The sequence below is a fragment of the Actinocorallia populi genome (assembly GCF_002995495.1).
Taxonomy (GTDB): Bacteria; Actinomycetota; Actinomycetes; order Streptosporangiales; family Streptosporangiaceae; genus Actinocorallia; species Actinocorallia populi.
Genome location: NZ_PVZV01000007.1, coordinates 364,381 through 388,628, shown reverse-complemented (window position 1 = coordinate 388,628; position 24,248 = coordinate 364,381). Strand labels below are relative to the sequence as shown.

The 24,248-nt window shown below is 71.2% G+C and carries 25 protein-coding genes; 14 read left to right on the top strand and 11 right to left on the bottom strand.

The window, feature by feature from the left end:
- Genes C2865_RS28555 through C2865_RS28545 form a run of 3 tightly spaced genes read right to left on the bottom strand, consistent with a single transcriptional unit; the run spans window position 1 to window position 3,221 of the window.
- Window positions 1-723 (bottom strand): enoyl-CoA hydratase-related protein, encoded by a 723-nt coding sequence (locus tag C2865_RS28555; RefSeq protein WP_106401684.1) that lies wholly within the window; start codon window positions 721-723, stop codon window positions 1-3.
- A 4-nt stretch (window positions 724-727) separates the two neighbouring features.
- Window positions 728-1,858 (bottom strand): acyl-CoA dehydrogenase family protein, encoded by a 1,131-nt coding sequence (locus tag C2865_RS28550; protein WP_106401683.1) that lies wholly within the window; start codon window positions 1,856-1,858, stop codon window positions 728-730.
- 16 nt (window positions 1,859-1,874) lie between these two features.
- Entirely contained in the window at window positions 1,875-3,221 is a 1,347-nt protein-coding gene (locus C2865_RS28545; protein ID WP_106401682.1) for an ABC transporter substrate-binding protein, read from the bottom strand.
- Between the two features lie 125 nt (window positions 3,222-3,346).
- Here C2865_RS28545 and C2865_RS28540 point away from each other — a divergent pair, with 125 nt between their 5' ends.
- Window positions 3,347-3,766 carry a nuclear transport factor 2 family protein gene (locus tag C2865_RS28540; RefSeq protein ID WP_106401681.1) on the top strand — a complete coding sequence of 140 codons (420 nt, stop codon included), beginning with the start codon at window positions 3,347-3,349 and terminating at the stop codon, window positions 3,764-3,766.
- A gap of 4 nt (window positions 3,767-3,770) precedes the next feature.
- Here C2865_RS28540 and fabG read toward each other — a convergent pair whose 3' ends face one another.
- Genes fabG through C2865_RS28525 form a run of 3 tightly spaced genes read right to left on the bottom strand, consistent with a single transcriptional unit; the run spans window position 3,771 to window position 6,236 of the window.
- On the bottom strand, window positions 3,771-4,514 hold the full coding sequence (gene fabG, locus C2865_RS28535) for a 3-oxoacyl-ACP reductase FabG (RefSeq protein WP_106401680.1): 744 nt from the start codon (window positions 4,512-4,514) through the stop codon (window positions 3,771-3,773).
- Between the two features lie 37 nt (window positions 4,515-4,551).
- Complete coding sequence (locus tag C2865_RS28530) at window positions 4,552-5,766, bottom strand: acetyl-CoA C-acetyltransferase (protein ID WP_106401679.1); 1,215 nt, start codon at window positions 5,764-5,766, stop codon at window positions 4,552-4,554.
- 17 nt (window positions 5,767-5,783) lie between these two features.
- Window positions 5,784-6,236, bottom strand: a complete 453-nt coding sequence (locus tag C2865_RS28525) for a MaoC family dehydratase (protein ID WP_106401678.1) — start codon at window positions 6,234-6,236, stop codon at window positions 5,784-5,786.
- Between the two features lie 68 nt (window positions 6,237-6,304).
- Between C2865_RS28525 and C2865_RS28520 the strand changes: the two genes are divergently transcribed.
- From C2865_RS28520 to C2865_RS28505, 4 genes are all read left to right on the top strand, one after another.
- Window positions 6,305-7,780: an AMP-binding protein gene (locus C2865_RS28520; RefSeq protein ID WP_157963935.1), complete on the top strand. Its 1,476-nt coding sequence runs from the start codon at window positions 6,305-6,307 to the stop codon at window positions 7,778-7,780.
- An 84-nt stretch (window positions 7,781-7,864) separates the two neighbouring features.
- Window positions 7,865-8,626, top strand: coding sequence for an SDR family NAD(P)-dependent oxidoreductase (locus tag C2865_RS28515; RefSeq protein ID WP_106401676.1), 762 nt, complete (start codon window positions 7,865-7,867; stop codon window positions 8,624-8,626).
- 21 nt (window positions 8,627-8,647) lie between these two features.
- The gene (locus tag C2865_RS28510) at window positions 8,648-9,811 is read left to right on the top strand and encodes a thiolase family protein (protein ID WP_106401675.1); all 1,164 of its coding nucleotides are present in this window, start codon (window positions 8,648-8,650) and stop codon (window positions 9,809-9,811) included.
- 14 nt (window positions 9,812-9,825) lie between these two features.
- Window positions 9,826-10,287 carry a nuclear transport factor 2 family protein gene (locus C2865_RS28505; RefSeq protein ID WP_198653670.1) on the top strand — a complete coding sequence of 154 codons (462 nt, stop codon included), beginning with the start codon at window positions 9,826-9,828 and terminating at the stop codon, window positions 10,285-10,287.
- Window positions 10,288-10,308: 21 nt separating this feature from the next.
- On the opposite strand, the gene C2865_RS28500 is transcribed toward C2865_RS28505, so the two are convergent.
- Entirely contained in the window at window positions 10,309-11,037 is a 729-nt protein-coding gene (locus C2865_RS28500; protein WP_232835846.1) for a GntR family transcriptional regulator, read from the bottom strand.
- Between the two features lie 52 nt (window positions 11,038-11,089).
- Complete coding sequence (locus tag C2865_RS28495) at window positions 11,090-11,866, bottom strand: enoyl-CoA hydratase-related protein (RefSeq protein ID WP_198653669.1); 777 nt, start codon at window positions 11,864-11,866, stop codon at window positions 11,090-11,092.
- Window positions 11,867-11,937: 71 nt separating this feature from the next.
- Here C2865_RS28495 and C2865_RS28490 point away from each other — a divergent pair, with 71 nt between their 5' ends.
- The 6 genes from C2865_RS28490 to C2865_RS28465 all read left to right on the top strand — a co-directional run bounded on the left by C2865_RS28490 (window position 11,938) and on the right by C2865_RS28465 (window position 17,651).
- On the top strand, window positions 11,938-13,134 hold the full coding sequence (locus tag C2865_RS28490; RefSeq protein WP_106401672.1) for a CaiB/BaiF CoA transferase family protein: 1,197 nt from the start codon (window positions 11,938-11,940) through the stop codon (window positions 13,132-13,134).
- 13 nt (window positions 13,135-13,147) lie between these two features.
- A complete protein-coding gene (locus C2865_RS28485; RefSeq protein WP_106401671.1) occupies window positions 13,148-13,669 on the top strand; it encodes a DoxX family protein in 522 nt (173 codons plus the stop codon).
- Between the two features lie 96 nt (window positions 13,670-13,765).
- A complete protein-coding gene (locus C2865_RS28480; protein ID WP_106401670.1) occupies window positions 13,766-14,746 on the top strand; it encodes an aromatic ring-hydroxylating oxygenase subunit alpha in 981 nt (326 codons plus the stop codon).
- Window positions 14,739-15,446, top strand: coding sequence for a TetR/AcrR family transcriptional regulator (locus C2865_RS28475; protein ID WP_157963934.1), 708 nt, complete (start codon window positions 14,739-14,741; stop codon window positions 15,444-15,446). Before C2865_RS28480 ends, C2865_RS28475 begins: the two co-directional genes overlap by 8 nt.
- A gap of 76 nt (window positions 15,447-15,522) precedes the next feature.
- On the top strand, window positions 15,523-16,764 hold the full coding sequence (locus C2865_RS28470; RefSeq protein WP_198653668.1) for an amidohydrolase family protein: 1,242 nt from the start codon (window positions 15,523-15,525) through the stop codon (window positions 16,762-16,764).
- A 134-nt stretch (window positions 16,765-16,898) separates the two neighbouring features.
- Window positions 16,899-17,651 carry a GntR family transcriptional regulator gene (locus tag C2865_RS28465; protein ID WP_106401668.1) on the top strand — a complete coding sequence of 251 codons (753 nt, stop codon included), beginning with the start codon at window positions 16,899-16,901 and terminating at the stop codon, window positions 17,649-17,651.
- Between the two features lie 31 nt (window positions 17,652-17,682).
- Here the strand turns inward: C2865_RS28465 and C2865_RS28460 are convergent, their stop codons facing one another.
- A complete protein-coding gene (locus C2865_RS28460) occupies window positions 17,683-18,966 on the bottom strand; it encodes an amidohydrolase family protein (RefSeq protein WP_106401667.1) in 1,284 nt (427 codons plus the stop codon).
- Window positions 18,967-19,135: 169 nt separating this feature from the next.
- On the opposite strand from C2865_RS28460, the gene C2865_RS28455 reads away from it, so the two are divergent.
- Window positions 19,136-20,767 (top strand): AMP-binding protein, encoded by a 1,632-nt coding sequence (locus C2865_RS28455; RefSeq protein ID WP_106401666.1) that lies wholly within the window; start codon window positions 19,136-19,138, stop codon window positions 20,765-20,767.
- Entirely contained in the window at window positions 20,767-21,582 is an 816-nt protein-coding gene (locus C2865_RS28450) for an enoyl-CoA hydratase/isomerase family protein (RefSeq protein ID WP_106401665.1), read from the top strand. Before C2865_RS28455 ends, C2865_RS28450 begins: the two co-directional genes overlap by 1 nt.
- A 16-nt stretch (window positions 21,583-21,598) precedes the next feature.
- On the opposite strand, the gene C2865_RS28445 is transcribed toward C2865_RS28450, so the two are convergent.
- A complete protein-coding gene (locus C2865_RS28445; protein WP_106401664.1) occupies window positions 21,599-22,225 on the bottom strand; it encodes a TetR/AcrR family transcriptional regulator in 627 nt (208 codons plus the stop codon).
- An 83-nt stretch (window positions 22,226-22,308) separates the two neighbouring features.
- Between C2865_RS28445 and C2865_RS28440 the strand changes: the two genes are divergently transcribed.
- Window positions 22,309-22,986, top strand: a complete 678-nt coding sequence (locus C2865_RS28440) for a PaaI family thioesterase (protein ID WP_106401663.1) — start codon at window positions 22,309-22,311, stop codon at window positions 22,984-22,986.
- Here C2865_RS28440 and C2865_RS28435 read toward each other — a convergent pair.
- Window positions 22,981-24,195: a CaiB/BaiF CoA transferase family protein gene (locus C2865_RS28435; protein WP_106401662.1), complete on the bottom strand. Its 1,215-nt coding sequence runs from the start codon at window positions 24,193-24,195 to the stop codon at window positions 22,981-22,983. The two genes, C2865_RS28440 and C2865_RS28435, sit on opposite strands and share 6 nt — an antisense overlap.
- Window positions 24,196-24,248: the final 53 nt, after the last annotated feature.

Here is a 24,248-nt window from a genome sequence, read left to right as displayed (position 1 = left end):
TCAGCCTTTGAGGAGTTCGGAGAAGGCGGCGTCCTCGCGGGCGCGGGCGGCCAGGACGGCTTCCCGGTGGGCCTCGGCGATGACGCGCTTGGTGGCGAGGAGGGAGGGGAGGGGCTTGGCGGCGAGTTCGCGGGCGAGCTCCAGGGTCTCCTCCAGGACCTTCTCGCGGGGGCAGGCGCGCAGGGCCAGGCCCGCCTCCACCGCTTCCTCGGCGGTGAGGGGGTGGCCCCACAGGAGGACCAGGTTGGCCCTCTGGGGGCCGAGGTAGCGGGGGAGAAGGTAGCTGCTGGCGGCTTCGGGGGCCACGCCCATGGTGGTGAAGGGGGCGCTGAGCTTGGCGCCTTCGGCGATGAGGACGAGGTCGCAGTGGGGGAGGATCGTCAGGCCCAGCCCGATGCCGGGGCCGTTCACAGCCGCCAGCAGGGGCTTGGGGAAGTTCACCACGGCGTCCATGAGGATCTGGAAGCCCTTGCCGGTGTCGGGGGTGGCGTCCCCGGAGGCGACGGCCTGGGCGATCGCGGCCATCTCCTTGAGGTCGGTGCCGGCGGAGAAGACCTTGCCCTCGCCGGTGAGGACGACGACGGAGACGGCGTCGTCGGAGGCCGCCGCGTCGAGGGCTGCCGCGGTGGTGCGGTAGAGCTCTTCGCTGAAGGAGTTCGCGGCCTCCGGGCGGCGGAAGGTCAGGGTGCGGACCTTGTCCGCGTCGTGGATTCCTAGCACCATCTCGTCAGGCTCCTGTCAGCTGGGCGTCGAGGCGGCGGACCAGCGCGTCGCGGTGCTGGTCGGTGCCGCCGAAGATCAATTGTGAACTCTTCGCCCGGCGAAAGTACAGATGCGCGGGATGTTCCCAGGTGACGCCTATGCCGCCGAGCAGCTGGATGGCCTCGGCGGCCACCCGCATGGCGGAGTCGGTGCAGCAGGCCTTGGCCAGGGACGCGGCCAGGGGGAGGTCGGGAGAACCGGCGGCGGCCGACCACAACGCGTGGTGGGCGGCGGCGCGGGCCGACTCCACCTCCACGTACATGTGCGCGCAGGCGTGCTGGACGGCCTGGAAGGCGCCGATCGGCCGGCCGAACTGCACCCGGTCCTTCACATGGGCGACGACGACGTCCAGGAGGTGCTGGGCGACGCCGACGGCCTCGGCCGCCAAGACGGCGGAGGCGTGGTCGAGGACCCGGGAGAGGATGCGGCCGGCCGCGTCCTCGGGGCCTACGGGATGGGCGGGGACACCGGCGAACTCCAGGCGGGCCAGCTTGCGGGTGGGGTCGAGGGTGCGCGACGGGGTGCGGGTGAGGCCCGCCGCGTCAGCGCTGACGGCGTACAGGCCGACGCCTTGCTCTCCGCGTGCGGTGACGAGGACGAGGTCGGCGTGGGCGCCGTCGAGGACGAGTTCCTTCGCCCCGTCGAGCAGCCACCGGCCGCCGGAGCGGCGCACCGTGGTGCGCTCGGCGGGCGCGTCCCAGGGGCGGCCCGGCTCGGTGAACGCGAGCGTCGCGACGGTGACGCCGCAGGCGATGCCCGGCAGGAGCTCGCGGGAGCAGCCGGGGTCGTCGGCGGCGAGGATCGCCTGGGTGGCCAGCACGCACGTCGACAGGAAGGGCGCGCCGAACAGCGCCCTGCCCATCTCCTCGGCCACGATCCCGACCTCCAGCGCCCCCGCGCCCGCCCCGCCGAGGTCCTCGGGGACGGCGAGCCCCTGCAGGCCGAGCTGGTCGCTCATCTTCGTCCACACCTCGGCGTCGTATCCGCTCGGCGTCTGCATGAGCCGGCGGACCTCCTCCTCCGGCGAGACGTCGTGCAGGAACGCCCGGACGACGCTCTGCAGATCCTTCTGCTCGTCGCTGAAGGTCAAGTCCATGTGCGTCTTCCTCGGGTCAGTCCTGCTTGAGCAGCGGGGAGAGGGTGTTGGACGGCCACTGCGGGCGGTGGTAGCCGCGGAAGTGCAGGTCCCCGCCGCGCAGTTCGCGGATCGTCAGGAAGTCGCCCTTGTAGCCGCGGTGGTCGTACTCGGCGAAGGTGATGTAGCAGCCGGGCCCGCCGTTGGTGCACGGCATCCACTTGATCTTCTCGAGGCCCAGCTTCACCTCCTTGGGGGTGGCGATGCGGGCGTTGGCGATGCCGTGGATCGCCGAGCGGGCGCTGTCGTAGGACAGGGCGACGACGACGTTGCGGCTGGTGCGCCCGAAGCGGGCCTGGAACCGCTCCATCATCGCCTCGTAGTTGGGGTTGGCGCCGTCCTCGCCGAGCTGGTCGACACCGTGCCACCCTTCGAGACCTTCGGCCCACGCGTTGGAGTTGGAGTAGAACATGAACGCCGTGCCCATGAAGCGGGGCGGGTCCCAGTCGAGCGCCTTGAAGGCCTTGGCGAAGTGGAAGGTGGAGTAGCCGTAGCCCATGTAGACGATGCTCTGGGCGCCCTGGTCGCGCATGGTCTCCAGGTGCCGCTGGAAGTCGCGCGGGTTGGGGCCGAGCTGGACCTCCTTGATGATCTCCAGGTCGTACTGCCGCGCGTAGTCGCGGAAGAAGTCGGAGTACAGGTCGCCCGAGGAGCCCTGCTCCCAGAAGAAGCCGACCTTCTGGTAGCCGTTGCGGAAGCACCAGTCGGCGGCCATCGCACCCTCGGTGGGGATGTCGCCGTTGGCGACGGTGAAGCAGTACTCGCCGGCGAAGCGGGTGGTGCCGGTCCAGCCGATGCAGGCCACACCGGTCTCGTTGACCTTGTCGCAGAGGTTGACGGAGTTGTCGGAGATGAACGGCCCGATCACCACGACGCAGCCCGCGTCGACGAGCTTCTGGTACCCGTGGTGGACCTTGAGGTAGTTCTCGCGCGGCAGGCCGCGGGCGTCCACGGTGAGGATCTCCACGGGCCGGTCGTAGACGCCCTCGTTCAGCGCGTCCTCGACCGCCAGGATGATCGGGTCGATGGTGTCGGCGAGCAGCTGGCCGAGGTCCATGTCGATGAGCAGGCCGATCCTGACGGGCTCGAACGGGTCGCCCTGGCCGACCACGCCGCGCGTCGGCGGGTAGACGACGACCGACTCGACGGCCTTCTCGCCGATGCGGCCGCTGCCCTGGTACCACAGCTCGTTCTCGTGCGCGCCGGCCTCGGTGTCCGTGCCCGACCGCACCGTGGCCACGGCCCGGTCCTCCCGGGCGATTCCGTGGTCCACCGGGGCGGGGAACAGGCGCTCGGCGTAACGCTGGGAGTCCTGGTCGGACATCGGGACCTCCTTAGGGCCGCCCGGAGGAGCGGCGGATCACTGGGCACGCGATCCCAAGTTATATATAAAATCTATTTTGCGACAAGCAGGAGCGGACGACGATCCGCGGAAAGGCGGGACGACCCATGGACGCAGACAGGCAGGGAGGCGCCGTGGCCGACGAACTGGAGATCCGCAACGTCCTCGCCCGCATCGCGCAGGGCTCCGACGCCGGCGGGCTCGCCGACTACGGCGAGCTCTTCACCGAGGACGCGCGCTGGGAGATGCCCGGCGTGCCGGTGAAGAACGGCCGCGCGGAGATCGTGGCCGCCGGAGCCGCCCGCCGGGCCGAGGGAGTCACCGGCCCCGGTTCCCGCAGCCGCCACCTCATCAGCACCGTCGCGGTCTCCGTGGCGGGGGACAGGGCGGTCGCGGAGTCCTACTGGCAGTTCTTCACCGATACCACGACCACCCCGACCCTGCGTTCGATGGGCGCCTACCGCGACACCTTCCGCCGCACCGAACACGGCTGGAGGCTCGCCGAACGCCTCATCACGCCGGGCTGATCCCTCACATGTGGCGGCCGCCGGTGACCTCCATGACCGTCCCGGTCATGTAGCTGGAGAGGTCACTGGCGAGGAACAGGGCGACCCTGCCCACCTCCTCGGGTTCGGCCGCGCGTCCCATCGGGACGCCGGCCAGCTTCTCGGCCCAGATGTCGGGGCGCAGCGCCTCGGTCATCGCGGTGCGCACCAGGCCGGGCTGGATGGCGTTGACGCGCACGCCCAGGTGCGCGAGCTCCTTGGCTCCGGCCTTGGTCATGCCGACGATCCCGGCCTTGGCGGCGCTGTAGTTGGTCTGGCCGACCAGGCCGACCTTGCCGGAGATCGAGGAGATGTTGACGATCGATCCGGTGCCCTGCTCGCGCATTCTCAGCGAGGCGTACTTCATGCCGAGCCAGGTGCCGAACAGGTGCACGTCCATGACCTGGCGGAACTGCTCGGCCGTCATCTTGCGCAGGGTCGCGTCGCGGGTGATCCCGGCGTTGTTGACCAGGACGTCCACCGAGCCGAACTCCGCGGCGCACGCGGCCACCATCGCCTCGACCTCGTCCTCGTCCGTGACGTCGCAGCGGACGGCCAGCGCCGTCGCGCCCGAGGCGGACAGCTCCCCGGCGGCCTCCTCCGCCGCTCCGCCGTTGACGTCGGCGATGACCAGGCGGGCTCCCGCCCCGGCGAAGACCTTGGCGATGGCCAGGCCGATGCCCTGGCCCGCGCCGGTGATGATGGCGGAACGTCCTTCCAGCAGGTCCATCGGACCTTCCTTCCCTTGAGATCCTGTGGGGCGCGGGTCAGTCAGCGAGGCGTTCGAAGACGGCGGTCAGGCCCTGGCCGCCGCCGATGCACATGGTCTCCAGGCCGTAGCGGCCCTGGCGGCGCTCCAGTTCGCGCAGCAGGGTGGCCAGGATGCGGCCGCCGGTCGCGCCGACGGGGTGGCCCAGGGAGATGCCGGAGCCGTGCACGTTGGTGCGCTCCCAGTCGGCGTCGCCGAACTCCCACGCGCGGGCGCAGGCCAGGACCTGGGCGGCGAACGCCTCGTTGAGCTCGATCAGGTCGATGTCGCTCAGCTTCAGCCCGGCTCGTTCCAGGGCGAGGGCGGTGGAGGGCACGGGTCCGATGCCCATGGTCCTGGGCGGTACTCCGGCGACCGCCCAGGAGGCCAGACGGGCCAGCGGGCGCAGCCCGAGCCGTTCGGCGTTCTGGCGGGTGGTGACGACGCACGCCGACGCGCCGTCGTTCTGGCCGCTGGCGTTGCCCGCCGTCACCGTGGCCTGCGGGTCCTGCCGCCCGAGGACGGGCTTGAGCTTCGTGAGGGCCTCCATGGACAGGCCCGGACGGGGGTGCTCGTCGGCGTCGACCGTCACCTCGCCTTCGCGGGTCCGCACCGTGACGGGGACGATCTCCTCGGCGAAGACGCCCGCCTGCTGTGCGGCCACCGCCCGCTGGTGGGAGCGCAGTGCCAGTTCGTCCTGCTCTTGGCGGGAGATGTCGTATTCGGCGCGCAGGTTCTCGGCGGTCTCCAGCATGCCGCCGGGCACCGGGTGGAACCTGCCGCCCGCCGTCACCCGGCCCCGGGCGAGTCCGTCGTGCAGCTCCAGTGACGGGCCGCGCACGCCCCAGCGCATGTCGGTGGTGTAGAACGCGGCCGAGCTCATGCTCTCCGCGCCGCCCGCCACGATCAGCTCGCTCACACCGGTCTGGATCTGCATGGCGGCGTTCAGGACGGCCTGCAGGCCCGAGCCGCAGCGCCGGTCGATCTGCAGGCCGGTGACCGACACGTCCAGACCGGCGTCCAGCGCGGCGACCCGTCCGATGGCGGGGGCGTCGGAGTTGGGGTAGCACTGGCCGAGGAACACCTCGTCGATGTCGCCGGAGGCCAGCCCGGTGCGTTCCACCAGGCCGCGCAGCACCGCGGCGGCGAGGTCGACGGCGGGGACGTCCTTGAACGACCCGCCGTAGCGGCCCACGGGCGTGCGGACGGGTTCGCAGATGACGGCTTCACGCATGTCGGCTCCTTCAGGACTCACAGGACGTAACGCAACAGCATGGAGGCGACACATGCGGGCTTGGAAGCCCCCTCGACCTCCCAGGTGAAGCGGAGCCGCACCAGCAGCCCGCCGTTCGCGTCCTGCACGTCCTCGAGTTCCGCGCCCACCCTGATCTTGGAGTCGACGGGCACCGGGGCGGGGAAGCGGATCTTGTCGTAGCCGTAGTTGACGCCCATCCGCATGCCCTCGATCTTGTAGATCTCCCGGACCAGGCGGGGGCCGAGGGACAGGGTGAGCAGCCCGTGGGCGATGGTGCCGCCGAAGGGGCCCTGCGCGGCCCGCCCGGGGTCCACGTGGATCCACTGGTCGTCGCCGGTCAGCTCGGCGAAGGCGTCGATGTCCCGCTGCGTGACCGTGCGGTACGCGCTGTGGCCGAGGTGCTGCCCGACGGCCGCCCGGATCTCGTCGACACCGTTGAGTACCCGCATGGACTCTCCCCTCATCAAATATTTTAGAGAATGTATCAAAAGTAGTTCCCCCGACCTAAGGTGAGGCCGTGACGACCCGCCCCCTCGCCCCTCCCGGGACCCTGCCCGGAGTCCTGGAACGCGCGCCGCGCGCCGCACCCGCCCTGATCGAAGGGGAGGTGCGCCTCACCTACGGGGAGCTGCTCGACGCCGCGCGGTCCGTCGCGGCGGCACTGGCCGCCTCGGGCGTCGGAGAGGACGAGGCGGTGGGCGTCCGGCTGCCCAACGGGTGCGACTGGGCGATCGCCTCCTACGGGATTTCGTGCGCGGGGGCACGGGTCGTGCCGATCAACATCCGGTACACCGACGCCGAGGCCGCCGACATCATCGCCCGCTCCGGGTGCCGTGCCGTCATCGCGGAAGGAGGCGGTCCGCCGGAAGAGGCCGTGGTGCCGGTGCACCGGGTACGGGAGCTGCTGGCATCGGCACCGGACGCGACCGAGGCCGACCGCCGGATGGCGGCCCTCCACCCCGGCCGGATCAGCCACGTGCAGTACACCTCGGGCACGACCGGCCGGCCCAAGGGCGTGCTCCTGCGGCACGGCGGAATGGTGGAGACCACCCGGAGCTGGGTGGAGAACACCGGCCTGCGCGGCGGTGACAGGTACCCGGTCGTGGCGCCCTTCGCGCACATCGGCGGACACAAGACGGGTCTGCTGGCCTGCGCGGTGGCGGGCGCGACGGCGCTGCCGCAACCCGTCCTGGACCCGAAAGCCCTGGTGAAAGCCGTCGCCGAGCAGGGCGTGACGGTGCTGCAGGGACCGCCCGCCCTCTTTCAGGCCCTGCTGGCCGAGCCGGACATGCCTGCGGGCCGGGTGAGGATCGCGGTCACCGGAGCAGCCGTCGTGCCACCCGAACTGGTTCGCGGCCTGAAGGAGCGCCTCGTCATCCCGTACGTCTTCACGGCCTACGGGCTGACCGAGGCCTGCGGGGTGTGCACGATGACGCGCCCGGACGATCCGCTGGAAGCCGTCGCGGGAAGCGCGGGAGTCCCCATCCCCGGCGTCGAGGTGCGGATCGGCGAGACCGACGGGGAGATCCTCGTGCGGAGCCCCGGCCTGATGGCCGGTTACCTCGACGACCCCGAAGCGACCGCGGAGGCGTTCTCGGACGGCTGGCTGCGCACCGGCGACGTGGGGGAGCGGGACGGAGAGGGCCGCCTTCGGGTGCTCGACCGGATCAAGGACCTGCTGATCGTCGGCGGCCTCAACGTCTCCCCGGCGGAGGTGGAGGAGGTCCTCACCGGACACCCGGGGGTGCGGGCCGCCGCCGTCGTGGGCGTCCCGCACGAGCGGCTGGGTGAGGTGCCCGCCGCGTTCGTCGTCGGAGACGCGGAGTTCGGGGAGCTGGTGGCGTACTGCGGGGAGAGGCTGGCGGGCTTCAAGGTCCCGCGCACGCTCTGGCGGCGGGACGCGCTGCCGCTCAACGGCGCGGGCAAAGTGGACAAGTCCCTGCTGAGACGGGAGGCGGGCCTGCGGTCGGCAGGCCCGGGGCCCCGCTCTTGAACCCGGCGCCCCCAGCCTGTCTATTATATCAATGATTATTTTTAAGGCTCTTTTCCGAACATCGAGGCAGACGGAGGTCCGAAGGTGGACGCGGCGAAGAAAGTGGCAGTGATCGTCGGCGGCGGTTCCGGCATGGGCCGGGCCACCGCGGAGCAGCTCGCGGCGCAGGGGAGCACCATCGCGATCGTTGACCTCCCGGACGGCCGCGGCCCCGAGGCCGCCGAGGCGCTGGGCGCGACCTTCCACCCCTGCGACGTCACCGACGAGCAGGGCGTGGAGGCCGCGCTCGAGGCGGTCCTGGCGGCGCACGGCGCGGTGCACATCGCGGTCAACACCGCGGGCGGCGGCGTCAGCAAGCGCACCATCAGCAAGAACGGCCCGCTCCCGCTGGCGGAGTTCCGCAAGCTCATCGAGCTCAACCTCATCGCCACGTTCAACCTCAACCGCCTGCAGGCCTGGCACATGAGCAAGAACGAGCCCGACGGCAACGGCGAGCGCGGCGTCATCGTCAACACCTCCTCCATCGCCGCGTTCGAGGGCCAGATCGGCCAGGTCGCCTACACCGCCGCCAAGGCGGGCATCGCCGGGATGAGCCTGACCATGGCCCGCGACCTGGGCAGCCTGGGCATCCGGGTGATGGCCATCGCGCCCAGCCTGTTCGCCACCGGCCTCCTGGAGGGCGCGCCCGAGGAGATCGTCAAGGAGCTGACCAAGGACGCCGCCTTCCCCCGCCGCCCCGGGCAGCCGGTCGAGTTCGCCTGGCTGGTGGAGTCCATCGTCAAGAACCCCATGCTCAACGGCCAGACCATCCGCCTCGACGGCGGCCAGCGCTTCGCCCCCAAATAGGGCCACCGGGTAGGAGAGAAGATGAACGAAGCGGTGATCGTCGCCGTCGCCAGGACCCCGATCGGACGGTCGCACAAGGGTTCCCTGGTGGACGTCGACGCGTTCGCGCTGGCCCGGACCGCGGTGACCGCCGCCGTCGAGAGGGCCGGAGTCCCGGTGGCGGACCTCGACGACCTGGTGCTCGCCGAGTCCCTGCAGGGCGGCGGCGTCATCGGCCGGTACGTGGCGGTGGAAGCCGGTCTGGAGCACATCCCGGGCCTGGCCGACAACCGGCACTGCGCGGCGGGACTGAGCGCGGTGCAGATCGCGGCCGGCTCCATCCTGGCGGGCATGGATAAAGCGGTCATCGCGGGCGGCACCGAGAGCCTGAGCTCGATGCCGCGGACGCTCAAGTCCATTCCCGCCTCGGCCCGCGACTACGAGCAGTGGATGTCGCCGAGCCACCCGGCGACCCCGCAGGCCCCGCCGTGGGACATGCCGCTGACCGTGGGGGAGAACACCGCACGGCTGGCCGGGGTGACCCGCGAGCAGGCCGACGAGTGGGCGATGCACTCCCACCTGCGCGCCGCCGCGTCCGTCGCGGAGGGGAGATTCGCCGAGGAGACCGTGCCCGTCGTGCTGCCGGACGGCTCGCTGTTCACCACCGACGAGCACCCGCGCGCCGACACCACCATGGAACGGCTGGCAGGCCTGCCCGTGCTGCATCCCGAGCTGGAGGGGGCCGTCGTCACGGCGGGCAACTCCGCCGGCCTCAACGACGCGGCCGCCGCGCTCGTCGTCGTCTCCGGCGACTACGCCCGCGCACACGGGCTGAACCCGCTCGCGCGGATCGTCTCCTGGGCGTCGGTGGGCGTCGCCCCCGAGCGCACCGGGCTCGCCCCGGCGCTGGCGGTGCCCAAGGCCGTGGAACGCGGCGGGCTGAAGGTCGCCGACATCGACCTGTTCGAGATCAACGAGGCGTTCGCGACCGTGGCCGTGGCGTGCGGCCGCGAACTCGGCCTGGACCACGAGCGCGTCAACGTCAACGGCAGCGGCTGCGGCCTGGGCCACCCGATCGCCGCGACCGGAGCCCGCATGGTGGTCACGATGATCGGGGAGCTGCGCCGCCGCGGCGCGTCCCTGGGCTGCGTGTCGATGTGCGCGGGCGGCGGCATGGGCTCCGCCCTGGTCCTGGAAGCCCTCTGAAAGGGGATGAGGCAGTGAACGACGACGGAACGGCCGAGGCCAGGGCGCTCGTGGAGCGCTTCTGGGCCGCGCTCTACGCCCGCGACTGGACGTTGCTGCGCACCTTCTTCGACGAGAGCTCGATCTACTACGACGTGCCCACCGGAACCGGAGCGGCGGCTCGCGGCCCGGCGGGCATCGAGGCGCGGCTGCGGCTGGGCCTCGACCGGCTGGCCGGATACGACCACGGCCGCTCCGCGGTCATCGCCTCCGGCGGCGTCGTCGTCACCGAGCACGAGGAGCACTGGCGCTGGCCCACGGGGGAGGAGGTCACGCTGCCCTTCGTCTCGGTCCAGCACATCGAGAACGGCGTGATCAAGCTGTGGCGCGACTACTGGGACCTGGGCACCCTCATGGCGGGGGCGCCGCCGAACTGGCAGGACACGCTGTCCTCGGGTGACCTGTCGTGGATCGTCGACGTGACGGGCGAGGTCTGAGAACCCCGGCCCGGCCTCCGCTCACCGCGGGGCCGGGCCCTCGGCGTCACGGGAGCGGCCGTTGAACAGGCCGCGGTTGGTGAACAGCTCGGCGACGAGGTCGCCCTGGTGCTGGAGCATCATCGCGTAGGCGTCGGCGGCGGCTCTGCCGTCACCGGAGGCGATCGCGTCCAGGACCGTCCTGATACCGGTCCGCTCGACCTCGATGGCGCCGGGCACCAGTGCGAAGAAGTTGCCCGGCACGATGCCGACCATGGCGCGCAGCACGGCCCGCAGCCGGGGCGAGCTGGCCGTCTTCATGATGAGCCCGTCGAATTCGCGGTTCAGCCGCGCCACCGCGGCCGGGTCGTCCTCGCCGTCGAGCCGTTCGCACACCGCGCCGAGCCGCTCGAGCATCTCGGGGGTGCGCCGCTCGGTGGCGCGCTGCGCGGCGAACCCGTAGACGAGCCCGTAGAGCGCGTAGTGGTCGCGCACCGCGGCCTCGTCCAGGGAGCCGATGAACGCCCCGCGGTGGGGGCGGATCGTCACCCAGCCCTCCCGCTCCAAAGAGAGCAGCGCCTCGCGCACCGGGATGCGGCTGACCCCGAGCGTGCGGGCGATCTCGTCCTGGGGGACGCGGTCGCCCTGGCGCAGCCGCCCGTCGAAGATGAGCCTGCGGATGTAGAGCGCGGCCTGCTCGCCGCTGCTGCGGCGGACCATCGCCTCCCCCGGGGGAGGCAGTGCCGCGCCGGCGGCTGTGTCTGAGGACACCGGAACCCCTCAATCGTCTACGGTCTGAAATATCGGTCACGCTGGGCGGAGGTCATTTCCGGCTCCGCCGTGCAGCCAGCCCGCGCTGGACGGCGCGGACCGTCTCGGCGAACTCGGGCCGCTCCACCGACCACTGCTGCGCCGCCAGTTCCAGCTTCGCCGCCTCCGCCCCGTCGGCCAGCGCGAGGCTTTCGGCCAGGGTCCGCTTCGCCCGTCGCACCAGCGGCGCGGACCGGCCGGCGGCACGTGAGGCCAGGCGGAGCGCGGTGGGCTCCAGCTCGTCCTGCGGCACGCACCGCCAGGCCAGTCCCTTGGCCTCGGCCTCCTCGCCGGTGAGCAGGTCGCCGCACAGGACGAGCGCGGCGGCCCCCTGCGCGCCCACGCGTCCGGCCAGCCGCCACAGGTGGCCGCCGCCGGGATGGATGCCGACGTCGAGGAAGCGCGGGTCGAAGCGCGCGGCGGGGGAGGCGAGGACGACGTCGCAGGCCAGGGGGAGGTTGACCCCCGCCCCGATGGCGGGTCCGCCGACCGCGGCGATGGTGGGCACCGGGGCCGCGGCGAGGCGCTCCATGCCCGCGTACGCCGCCGCGAGCGGTGCCGTCCGGTCCAGCAGCCCGTCGAGGGATCCCCCGGCGCAGAAGACCGGGGGCTCGGCGGTGAGCACCAGGGCGCGGGCGCCGCCGGCCAGCGCGTCGTCCACCGCGGCGGCCAGGTCGTCGCTCATCCGCCTGGACAGCGTGTTGCGGTGCTCCGGGTCGGCCAGGACCAGCACGCCCACCCCGTCGTCGACCGTGACGCGCACCAGCCGGCGCTCCGGAGATCCGCTCATGTCCCATCTCTCCTTGCTCGACATCAAGATGCTATTTTATACATAATCAAATCCTTTTACCGAGGTGATCGATGCAGCCGTTGGCCGGAGTCCTCGTCGTCGCGGTGGAGCAGGCCGTGGCGGCCCCCGTGTGCACCCGCCATCTGGGCGACCTCGGCGCCAGGGTGATCAAGGTGGAGAACCGGCGGGGCGGCGACTTCGCCCGCGACTACGACGACGTGGTCAACGGCATGGCCGCCCACTTCGTCTGGGCCAACCGCAACAAGGAGTCCCTCGCCCTGGACCTCAAGCACCCCGAGGGCCGGGAGGTCCTGGCCCGGCTGCTCGCGGAGGCGGACGTCCTGGTGCAGAACCTCGCGCCCGGCGCCGCCGCCCGCCTGGGCCTGGGCGCGGCGGAGCTGCGGGAGCGGCACCCCCGGCTGATCACCGTGGACATCTCCGGCTACGGGCGCGGCGGGCCGTACGCGCTCGCCCGCGCCTACGACCTGCTGGTGCAGTCCGAGGCGGGCTCCTGCGCCATCACCGGCACCCCGCAGGACCCCGCGAAGCCGGGCATCCCGATCGCCGACATCGGGGCGGGCATGTACGCGCTGACCAGCGTGCTCACCGCCCTGTACGCCCGGGAGCGCACCGGCCGGGGGGCCTCGGTGTCGGTCGGCCTGTTCGACGCGGTCGCCGAGTGGATGGGCTTCGCGCTCAACCAGGCCCGCTACGGCGGCTTCGACGTGCGCCCCAACGGGCTGAGCTCCCCGATGGTCGCCCCGTACGGCGCCTACGCGACCGCGGACGGGCAGACCCTCGTCCTGGGCACCACCAACGACCGCGAGTGGCGGCGCCTGGCCGCCCGCGTCCTGGACCGTCCCGACCTGGCCGAAGACCCGCGCTACGCCACCAACGGCGACCGGGTGGAGCGTCGTGCCGAGCTCGACGAGATCATCGCCTCCTGGGCCTCGGGCGTCCCCCTGGCCGAGGCCCGCGAGCTCGCCGAGGAGGCCGGGCTCGGGCACGCCAGGCTCAACACCCCCACCGAGGTCGTAGCCCACCCGCAGCTGGCCGAACGGAACCGCTGGCGCGAGGTCGGCAGCCCCGCGGGCCCGGTCGCCGTGCTGCTGCCGCCACCGGAGTGCGACGACTGGGACTGGCGGCTGGACGCCGTTCCCGCCCTGGGCGAGCACACCGAGCCGATCCTGCGCGAACTGGGCTACGGCCCGGACGAGCTGGAGCGGCTGCGCGCGGACGGCGTCATCGGCGCCCCGGACACCCCCTGAGAGGAAGAACACCGTGCTCGAAGTGGATCTGGCCGCGCTGCTCCTGCGGCTCGCGGTCGGCGGAACGATGGTCGCGCACGGCTGGAACCACGCGTTCGGCGGCGGGAGACTGCCCGGCACCGCGCGCTGGTTCGAGTCGATCGGCATCCGGCCCGGCCGGGTGCACGCGCTCCTGGCCACCCTCACCGAACTGGGCGCGGGCCTGATGCTCGTGCTCGGCGCCCTCAACGCGCTGGCGGCGGCCGGGGTCGTGGGCGTCATGCTGGTGGCGCTGGTCTCCAACCACCTGAAGAACGGCTTCTTCATCTTCCGGCCGGGCGAGGGCTATGAGTACGTGCTGATGATCACGGTCGTGGCCGCCGCGCTCGGCGCGCTGGGCCCCGGCCGGTACTCCCTCGACCACGTCCTCGGCCTGGAGCTGGACGGTGCCGCGGGCCTGGCGGTCGCGGCCGGGGCCGGCGCGCTGGGGGCGGCGCTGCTGCTCGCCCTGTGTTGGCGGCCGAACCGCGCGGGGGAGGGCGGCGAGAAGGCCTGATCCGGGCCCTGGCGATACGGGGCACCCGCTGCTATCTTCCGATTCAAGAGAACTTTTAAAGAGATCTCTCAAACTCTTGCGACGGGAGAAGACGACATGTCCCGGTTCCCCTTCCCGATCCCCAACGGCTGGTTCGCCGTGGCCCGGTCCGACGAGGTCGCGACCGGCCAGGTCGTCCCCGCCCACTACTTCGGCCGCGACCTCGCCGTTTTCCGCACCGTCGACGGCGAGGCGCGGGTGGTCGACGCCCACTGCCCGCACCTGGGCGCCAACCTCGCCAAGGGCGGCCGTGTCGCCGGGCAGCTGCTGGAGTGCCCCTTCCACGCCTGGCGTTACGACGGCGTCTCCGGCCGCTGCGTGGAGGTGCCCTACACCGATGCCGAGCCCTCGCCCAAGGCGGTCGTGCGCGCCTACCCGGTCGTCGAGCGCTTCGGCCTGATCTTCGCCTGGCACCACCTCGGCGCCGCCGCCCCCTACATCCCGATGCCGGAGATGGCGGAGTTCGAGGACGAGGAGTGGTCGACGCCGGTGCTCTATGAGTTCCGCTTCGCCACCTGCGTCCAGGAGATGGCCGAGAACAACGCCGACTACGTGCACTTCAAGTACGTGCACGGCATGGAGACGGTGCCCGGCGGCGAGGTCGAGTACGACGGGTTCGTCAAGACCGTCACCGAGCGCCAGGAGTTCAAGAACAAGGAGGGCAAGGTCTACGCGCTGGACTTCGTCCGCAAGTCCTACGGCCTGGGCTTGGGCGCGCTGCGGCTGAAGGGTGTCATGTCCTTCGTCTCCTCGGTGACCCCCGTGGACGAGGAGAACGTGCACATCCGCTGGATGTTCACCTTCCCGAAGTCCATGGAGAAGTTCTCCCCGAGGCTGATCAACGAGTTCGTGAAGCAGATCGGCGAGGACGTGCCGATCTGGGAGAACAAGATCTACATCGAGAAGCCGCTGCTGATCAAGGGCGACGGACCGATCATGGAGTTCCGCCACTGGGCGAAGCAGTTCTATGGTGAGGAGGTCCCGGAGGGCCCGTGGATCCCCAACCGGGTGCGCCGACTGGAAGAAAGCGGTGTCTGAACGAGCAGGAGAGGGCCGCGGCGGACGCGGCGCCGGAACCCGGCAGCGGATCCTGGACGCCGCGGAGCGGCTCATGGCCGAGCGGGGCATCGAGGGCGTGTCCCTCAACGAGATCAACGGTGCCGCCGGCCAGCGCAGCACCGCCTCGCTGCACTACCACTTCGGCGGCCGGGAGGGCCTGCTCAAGGCGGTCATGCAGCGGCACGGCCCCTGGCTGCGCGCCCGGCACGAGGAGCTGTACGCCGCCCTGGTGAGCGAGGGCGGGGAGGACGACGTGCGGGCGCTGGCCGAGGTCATCGTCCTGCCGCTCGCCGAGTACCTGGCGCTCGGGCCCAGCCCCCGCGCCGCGATCCGGATCTGGGCGTCGGCGCTGAACCGGCCGCGGCTGACCGTCGAGGAGGTGCAGTACCTGGTCGACCCCGCGCTGACCGAGGCGTCCCGGCGGCTCATCGTGCTGATGAGCCGCTCGATGCCCCGTGAGCTGGCGGTCGAGCGGCTCTTCCTGGCCTCCCAGTCCGCCCTGCACGTGCTGGCCGACCGGGCGGCGCTGGAGGACGCGCCCGACAACCGGCGCCGGCTGCTGCCGCTGCCGCTGATGACGGCCAACCTGGTGGACATGACCGTGGCCGCGCTGACCGCCCCGGTCGGCGCGCAGACCGCCCGGATCGCGGCCTCCGTGTTCGACCCGGCGTCCGCCTGACGGCACGCTCCCCGGGCTCGCCCGGGGAGCTTTTGTCCCGTACTCTGTATATAGAATCCAATATTAGGAGGAGCTCGTGACGGAGCAGGTCGTCCGTCCGGACGTGCTCGACGCCCGGCTGGCCAAGATCCCGAAGCTCATCGACGTGGACGCCCATGTCGTCGAACCCCCGGACGTGTGGACCTCCCGCCTGCCCGCCCGGTTGCGCGAGCGCGGGCCGCGGATCGTTCACGCGCCCGCCGGTGAGGTGCGGCTCGTCGACGGCCGGTACGAGGAGTCGCCCGGCACCGAGGGCCGCGACGTGGCCTGGTGGAACTACGACGGTGTCATGACGCAGATCAAGAAGTACATCGCCGCCGCCGGGGTGCCCGCCGACGAGGTCACCAACGAGGGGATCACCTACGACGACATGCGCCCGGGCTGCTGGATCCCCTCCGAGCGCCTGAAGGACATGGACATCAACGGCGTCGAGGCCCAGATGTGCTTCCCCAACTACCCGCGTTTTTGCGGTCAGATCTTCCTGTGGGGCAAGGACCGCGAGCTGGCCGAGCTGTCGGTGCGCGCCTACAACGACTGGATGGTCGAGGAGTGGTGCGGCTCCAGCGGGGGCCGGCTCATCCCGCTGTGCATCATCCCGCTGTGGGACGTGGAGCTGGCCGTGGCCGAGGTGCGCCGCAACGCCGCGCGCGGCGTGCGGGCGGTGGCCTTCAGCGAACTGCCCGCCTACCTGGGGCTGCCCAGCATCCACTCGGGGTACTGGGATCCGTTCTTCGCCGCGTGCGCCGAGACGGGCACCGTTCTTTCGATGCACATCGGCTCGGGTACCAAGACCCCGCAGACCTCCGCCGACGCCCCGCCCGCGGTGGGCTCGACCATCATCTTCGGCAACAGCGTCGCCAGCATGACCGACTTCATGTTCTCCGGCGTGCTGCACCGCTTCCCCGAGCTGAAGCTGCTGTACGCAGAGGCGCAGATCGGGTGGGTGCCCTACCTCCTCGAGCGCATCGACGACGTCTGGGAGACCCACCGCGGCTGGGCCCGCACCCAGGACAACTGCCCCGAGCCGCCCTCGGCGTACTACTACCGGCAGATCACCAGCTGCTTCTTCAAGGACTCCGTCGGCGTCGAACTCCTGGACAAGGTCGGCATCGACAACGTCACCTTCGAGACCGACTACCCCCACCAGGACGGCACCTGGCCGCGCTCGCGCGAGGAGGCCGCCCTGCAGTACGGGCACCTGGACCAGGCGTCCATCGACAAGATCGCACGCGGTAACGCCATCCGCCTCCTCGGCCTCGACCTCCCTGCGGCGGGGTGAGCGGCGGCCGCGAGGAGGGGCAGGTCACAGCCCTGTACGGCGCCGATCGATCAACCGGCGCGGTACAGGGCTGATATCTTATTCTTAAGACGGGTGACGGAGGGTCACCCCGCGAGTCGAGGACGTGAAACGAGATGGCACGCCGCCAGGGGGCCGCAGCGGCCGACATCCTGTCCGCGCCCCAGGAGGGCACCGCGCTGCCGGACGGCAGCCTGGCCCGGATGAGCAGTGGCGAGCAGGTGCGCCTGTACGTCCGCAGGCTGATCTTCGAAGGGGTGCTCAAGCAGGGCCAGCGGGTGCCGCAGGACGCCATCGCCCAGGCCCTGGGCGTCTCGCGCATCCCGGTCCGCGAGGCGCTGATCGCGCTGGAGCGCGAGGGCTGGACGACGATCATCCCGCACCGCGGCGCGTTCGTGAACGCGCTGGACGAGCCGTCGGTCCGCGACCACTACGAGCTGTACGGCCTGTTCTACGGGTTCGGCGTGCGCCGCGCGGTCGAGCGCAAGGGCACCGCCCTGGCCGAGCCGCTGCGGGTGCTGCAGGAGCAGATCGCCGCGGCCACCGACCCCGAGACCCTGCACCGGCTCACCCTGGACTTCCACCGCACGGTGATCGAGGCGGCCCAGTCGCCGCGGCTGCGCACCATGCTGCGCCAGATGACCGACATCGTGCCGGGCAACTTCTTCGCGCTGGTCCCCGGCGCGGACGCGGTCGAGCGCGAGGGCGTGGCCGCCATCGTCACCGCGATCGAGCGCGGCTACCCCGAGCTGGCCGAACGCGAGTACGCCACCATGCTGCGCCGGCAGGGCGACCTGGTGGTCGAGCTGTTCCACGCCCGCGGCATGTTCGACGCCGAGGACTCCGAGGGCGAGGCCGCCTCCGGGTGACCCGGAGGCGGCGCCGTCGGGGCGACGCTGCTCAGGCGGTGGCGTTCTTGGCGAGTTCGCCCAGTTCGATGCCGATGGACTTGGTGAAGCGGCCCTTGTCGCGGGAGCGGATGCTCACGTCGTGGTCGCCCGCTTCGGCGCGCAGCGCGCCGACGGTGGCGGTCTCCTTCGTGCGCCCGTTCACGAAGGGGTCGAAGGAGTACCAGCGCATGGCGTTCTGGTAGGTGATCTTGTTGAGTTCGTCGGCGGGCACGTCGGCGGCGACCGCGATGAGCTCCTCGGGGGCGTTGGGCCAGGAGGAGTCCGAGTGCGGGTAGTCGCATTCCCAGGCGATGTTGTCGATGCCGATGAGGTTGCGCAGCTGCACGCCGACGGGGTCGGAGATGAAGCAGGTCAGGAAGTGCTCGCGGAAGACCTCTGAGGGGAGTTTGTCGCCGAAGTCCTGGCCGGTCCACAGGTGGTGCATGTCGTAGGTGCGGTCGATGCGGTCCAGGAAGTAGGGGATCCAGCCGGTGCCGCCCTCGGACAGGGCGAACCTGATGTCGGGGAACTTCTTGATCACCCGGGACCACAGCAGGTCGGCGGCGGCCTGGCAGATGTTCATGGGCTGCAGGGTGATCATGACGTCGATGGGCGCGTCGGGCGCGGTGACCGACAGTTGGCCGGAGGAGCCGAGGTGGATGGACACCACGACGTTCTCGTCCGAGACGGCCTGCCACAGCGGGTCCCAGTACTCGTTGTGGAAGCTGGGGTAGCCCAGGGTGGCGGGGTTCTCGGTGAAGGTCAGTGAGCGGCAGCCCTTCTTGGCCACCCGGCGGACCTCGCGGGCGCATTCCTCGGCGTCCCACAGGACGGGCAGGGCCATGGGGATGATGCGGCCCGGGTAGGTGCCGGCCCAGTCGTCGATGTGCCAGTCGTTGTAGGCGCGCAGGACCGCGAGGGCGAGGTCCTTGTCCTCGGCCGCGGCGAAGAGCCGTCCGCTGAAGCCGGGGAAGGACGGGAAGTTCATCGAGGCCAGGATGCCGCCGGCGTTCATGTCCTTGATGCGCTCGTGGATGTCGTAGGTGCCGGGGCGGATCTCGTCGAAGGCGGTCGGCTCGATGCCGTACTCCTCCTTCGGGCGGCCGGCGACGGCGTTGAGGCCGATGTTGGGGATGGTCGAGCCGTTGAACGTCCACACGTCCGAGCCGTCCCGCTTGGTGATGACCTTGGGAGCGGCGTCCTTGTACTTGGCGGGGATGTGGCCGTCGAACAGGTTCGGCGGCTCCACCACGTGGTCGTCCACGCTGATCATGATCAGGTCTTCGGCGTTCACGTTGCTCCTCGGGTGGCCGGAGTCGGGGGCGGAGGGGCGGCCGGGGGTTGAACCCTTGTCTCAGAAAAGTGAACCGTAGTTCACTCGAGGGGGCAATAGCCTCCGGGCCCTTGTCGAAAAAAGTAGATTGGATAATATATCCATGCAACCTCACCCTGAAGGAGAACGGATGTCCGACTGGGCGAACGCCGAGCAGAGCACCCTGCTCGAGCTGCTGGACCGTCGCCTCGGCCGTGATCCGGACGGACCGTTCCTGGACTGCTGCGGCACCCCCTACACCGCCGCGGAGATGGACCGCGAGGCCAACCGGGTCGCCAACGCGCTGGCCGAACTGGGCGTCGGGCACGGCTCGACCGTCGCCACCATGCTGGAGAACGGCCCGGCCGCGGTGGTGTCCTGGTTCGCCGTCCACAAGCTCGGCGCGATCTGCGTCCCGGTGAACACCGCGCTCAAGGGTCCGATGCTGCGCCACCAGCTGTCCGACGCGACGGCCTCGGTCGTCATCGTCCAGGACGATCTGGCCGAACGCCCGCTGGAACTGCTCGACTCCCTGGAGACGGTGGACCACGTGGTCGTGGTGGGGAAACGGGACGCGGCGGCCCGGACCGGCCGCTGGTCCCTGCACGCGTGGGACGACCTGCTGGGCGCCGCCGACGACAGGCCCGGCGTCCTGGTCCGCCCCTCCGACCTCGGCACGATCGTCTACACCGGCGGCACCACCGGCCCGTCCAAGGGCTGTGCGCTCAGCCACAACTACCACCTGTCGATCGCCCGGCAGATCATCTCCTCCTGGGGCCGCACCCCCGAGGACGTCGTGTGGTCGCCGCTGCCGCTGTTCCACTTCAACGCCATCTCGTGCATGCTCACCGGCACGCTGCTGACCGGCGGGCGGGCCGCGCTGTCCCGGCGGTTCTCGGTCTCGGGCTTCTGGCCGGAGGTCAACCGGACCGGGGCCACCATCGCCTCGCTGCTCGGTTCGCTGGCCGTCCTGGTCGCCAAGGCCGACGACCACCCGCAGGCGAAGAACTCCGGCGCCCCGGAGGCCAACACCGGCCTGCGGCTGCTGACCGGCGCGCCGATCCCGCCGGAGATCGACCAGATCTACCGCGAACGTTTCGGCGTCGCCACCTTCAGCAACGCCTACGGCACCACCGAGGCCTCCCTGGTCTCCTGGCTGCCTCCGGGCATGCCGGGCAGGCCGGGTTCGGCGGGCATCGTCAACTCCGAGGGCTTCGACGTCAAGATCTTCGACGACGACGACCACGAGGTGCCCGCGGGCGAGGCGGGCGAGATCGTGTGCCGTCCCCGCATGCCGCACGTGATGTTCGAGGGCTACTGGAAGCGCCCGGAGGCCACCGTCAAGGCCTGGCGCAACCTGTGGTTCCACACCGGCGACATCGGCAGGATCGACCAGGACGGCTACCTCTTCTTCGTCGACCGCAAGGCCGACTACATGCGCCGCCGGGGCGAGAACATCTCCAGCTGGGAACTGGAGAAGGTCTTCCACGAACACCCCGGCGTCAAGGACGTGTGCGTGCACGCCGTGCCGAGCGAGGTCAGCGAGGACGACGTCAAGGTGACCGCCGTCCTCAGGGAGGGGGTCTCCCTCACCGAGGAGGCGCTGTGCCGCTGGTCGATCGACCAGCTCCCGTACTACGCGGTGCCCCGCTACTTCGAGTTCAGGAGAGAACTGCCGATGAGCCAGACCGGCCGGACCACCAAGAACCTGCTCAGGGACGAGGGCGTCACGCCCGCGACCTGGGACCGCGAGGCCGCCGGCGTGAAGTTCGAGCGCCGCTGATGAGCGCCGGACCGACGGGCCTGAAGGGCGACGACCTCGGCACCCCGTACCTGCGCTTCGAACGCAAGAGCCCGCTGGCCTGGTGCGTCGTCGACCGGCCCGAGGCGCGCAACGCGCTGACCAGCGCCATGTACTTCGGCGTCCGCCGGGCGGTCGACCTGCTCAACCGCGACCCGGAGCTCGCCGCGCTCATCATCACCGGCACCGGCGACATGTTCATGCCCGGCGGCGAGCTGCGCGGCCGCGAGCCCGACCGCTGGCTGGACTTCCCCGACCTGCTGGGCCTGGATTCCACCCCGTTCGAGGCGATCCGCCGCTCGCCGAAGCCGGTCGTCTCGGCGGTCAACGGCATCGCCCAGGGCGGCGGCCTGCTCATCGCGATGCTCTCGGACGTCGCGGTGGTGGGGGAGAGCGTCACCGTGCGGGCGCCGGAGCTGCTCCGCGGCATCGCCGACACCGGTTACGCGGCCTACCTGCCCGCCCAGATCGGCATAGCGCGAGCCCGGGACATGCTGCTCACCGGCCGCACGGTCACCGCGCGCGAGGCCGAGAGCTGGGGCATGTTCTCCCGCGTCGTGCCCGACGACCAGGTGCGCGCCGTGGCCGAGGAGGTGGCGGTCCAGATCACCCGCACCGCGCCGCAGGCCCGGCTGCAGGTCAAGCGGATCGTCAACGACGGCTACGGCGCCGTCGACCGCATGACGTTCGACGCGCTTCTCTACAACGAGGAGATGAGGGAGGGCGGCAGGGCCTTCGCCGAGCGGCGCGACCCGTCCTGGGTGCCGCCGGAGTTCCGCACCGGGGGCAGGCTCTGACGTGCAGCCGCCGGTCTTACGACTCCGCGATCACGAAGGCGGCCTCGACCGTCTCCAGCAGTGTGGTCAGGGGGAGGGGCACCGGCCCCTCCTCCGCCAGCTCGCTGGCCTGGAAGGCGCTCACCAGCCCGGAGAACATGCGGGCCAGCAGGTGCGGGTCGCCTCCCTTGAGGACGCCTGTCCGCTGCCCGCGCCGGAACAGCTCGGCCTGCATCTCCTGGGCCTGCCGGAAGTTGGCGAGGATCTCGCCGTCGGAAGGCGCCCCGGTCAGCGCCGAGGCGATCGAGCCGCTGCGCAGCACGAGCCTGCCGTACTCGGGGTGGGCGCGGAAGAACCCCACCTGCCACTCGGCGAGGTCCAGCAGCTGCCGCTGCGGCGGATGAGGGGAGGAGAACACCTCCTTCATGCCGCCCAGGAACACGGTGGCTCGGCGCAGGAAGATCTCCCGGTACAGCTCGTCCTTGCCGGTGAAGAAGCCGTAGACGGCGCCGACGGAGTACTCGGCGAGCTCGGCGATCTCCCGCAGGGAGGCGTCGTGGAAGCCCTTGCGCGCGAAGACCTCCTCGGCGACGTCCAGGATCTGGTCCCGGCCGAGCTCACGGCGGCGCTCCCTGCGCTGTTCCCGCAGACTTCGCTCGCTCATCAGAGTACGGTCCCCCTATTCACGACAGGAAACATCGTATAGGTCCGGCACCGCCCGGCCGCCGACACACGAAGGAGTTCCCCATGGACCCCGTCGCCTCCACGGATCCCGTCCATCCCGTGCTGGAGGGCAGGCTGGACGCCTCGGCGGAGCTCGCGGGCGCCGTCCGCAGGCTGATCGAGCTCACCACCGCCACCACCGCCCCGGAGGAGGCCACCCTGGCCGCCGTACGGGAGCTGAACGCGATCGCGGACACCCTGGAACGCCATGTGCCCGACCCCCTGCCGCCCAACACGGTGGTGCACTCCCCGGCCGAGGGCCTGCCCGACCTGGCCGGGCGGATGCCGTTCGACGTGGTGATCGGCCGGCACAATCCGCTGGCGCTCCCGCTGGAGGTGTCCCTCGAGCCGCCGAAGGCACTGATGAGGGGGACGTTCACCCGCGCCTACGAGGGGCCTCCCGGCTGCGTTCACGGCGCGATGCTCGCCTCGGCGTTCGACGTCCTTCTGGCCGCGGCCAACGTCGTCGCGGGAGTGGCGGGTCCCACGGCCCGGCTGGAGATCAAGTACCGGCGGCCGACGCTGCTGAACGTGCCCTGCTTCCTGGAGGGCGAGGTGGAGCGGCACGACGGGCGCTCGGTGCACACGGTCGGGCGCCTGGTCCAGAACGGGCGCGTCACCGTGGAGGCCGTCGGCGACTTCGTGAAGCTCGACCGGGAGCAGATCGAGAGGATGGCAGGCCGCGCCCGGGACATGTCATGAGATGACCTTCTCCGCCCGTAGTGCGGCCAGTTCCGCCTCGGTCAGGCCCAGCTCGGCCCGCAGGACCCGGTCGGTGTGCTCGCCGAGCCAGGGCGGGCGGGTCTCGGCGGCAGGGGGGACGTCGCTGAGGCGGACGGGGTTGCCGGGAACGAGGACGGGCTGCTCCACGCCGTCGGTGCGGGGCAGCTCCACCAGCATGTCCCGGGCCCGGACGTGCGGGTCGGCGACGACCTCGGCGTCGGACAGGCACGGGCCGGCGGCGATGCCCGCGCGGCCCAGCAGGTCGCAGGCCTCCAGCTTGGTCAGATCCGCGGCCCAGCCCTCGACGGCGGGGCGCAGGAGCGTCTCGAGGTGGTCGACCCAGCCCTGGCGGGTGGCCAGGCGGGGGTCGTCCTTCCACTCGGGGCGGCCGATGAGGTCGGCGAGCCTGGTGAAGTGCTGCTCCCGGGCGACCTGGAGGACGAACCAGCCGTCCGCGGCGCGGAAGCCGTGCATGATGAGCGGACCGGTGTCGCCGTCGCGCAGGCCCATGGACCAGAAGTTGGTGACGATGTCGGTCATCGCGATCATGGTGTCGAACATGGCGATGTCGACGTACTGGCCGCGGCCGGTGGCCTCGCGGTGGCGCAGGGCGGCGAGGACGCCGATGGTGGCGAAGAGGGCGGCGCCGATGTCGCCGAGCGCGCCGACGGGCGCGGGGCGGGGCGGCTCGTCGCCGGTGCGCTTCATCTCGTAGATGCCGGACATGGCCTCGACGATGGGGGCGAAGGCGGGCCAGGTCCCGTAGGGGGTGGGGACGGTGTTGCCGAAGCCGGAGACCGAGACGTAGACGCCCGCCGGGTGGACGGCGGCGATGTCGGAGTAGGCCAGGCCGAGGCGTGCCATCGCGCCCGCCTTGGAGTTCTCGGCGATGACGTCGAACCTCGGGGCCATCTCCAGGACGAGCTCCCTGCCGCGCGGGTTCTTCAGGTCGACGCAGACGCTGCTCTTGCCGAGGTTGTTGCGCAGGAAGGTGGCGCCGACCCGCCGTCCTTCGGGGTCGGTCACGGCGGGCAGCGAACCGCGCCCGGAGTCCCCGGCCGGCGGCTCGATCTTGACGACCTCGGCGCCGAGGCGGGCCAGCAGCTGGGTCGCGTAGGGGAGCGCCTGCATCTGTTCCAGCGCCAGGACGCGGATGCCGTCGAGGGGCCGGGTTCCACCTTGAGTCATGGGGGGAGTCTAATTGCAGATTAGATCTTTTATCCAATCTACGAGTAGGATGC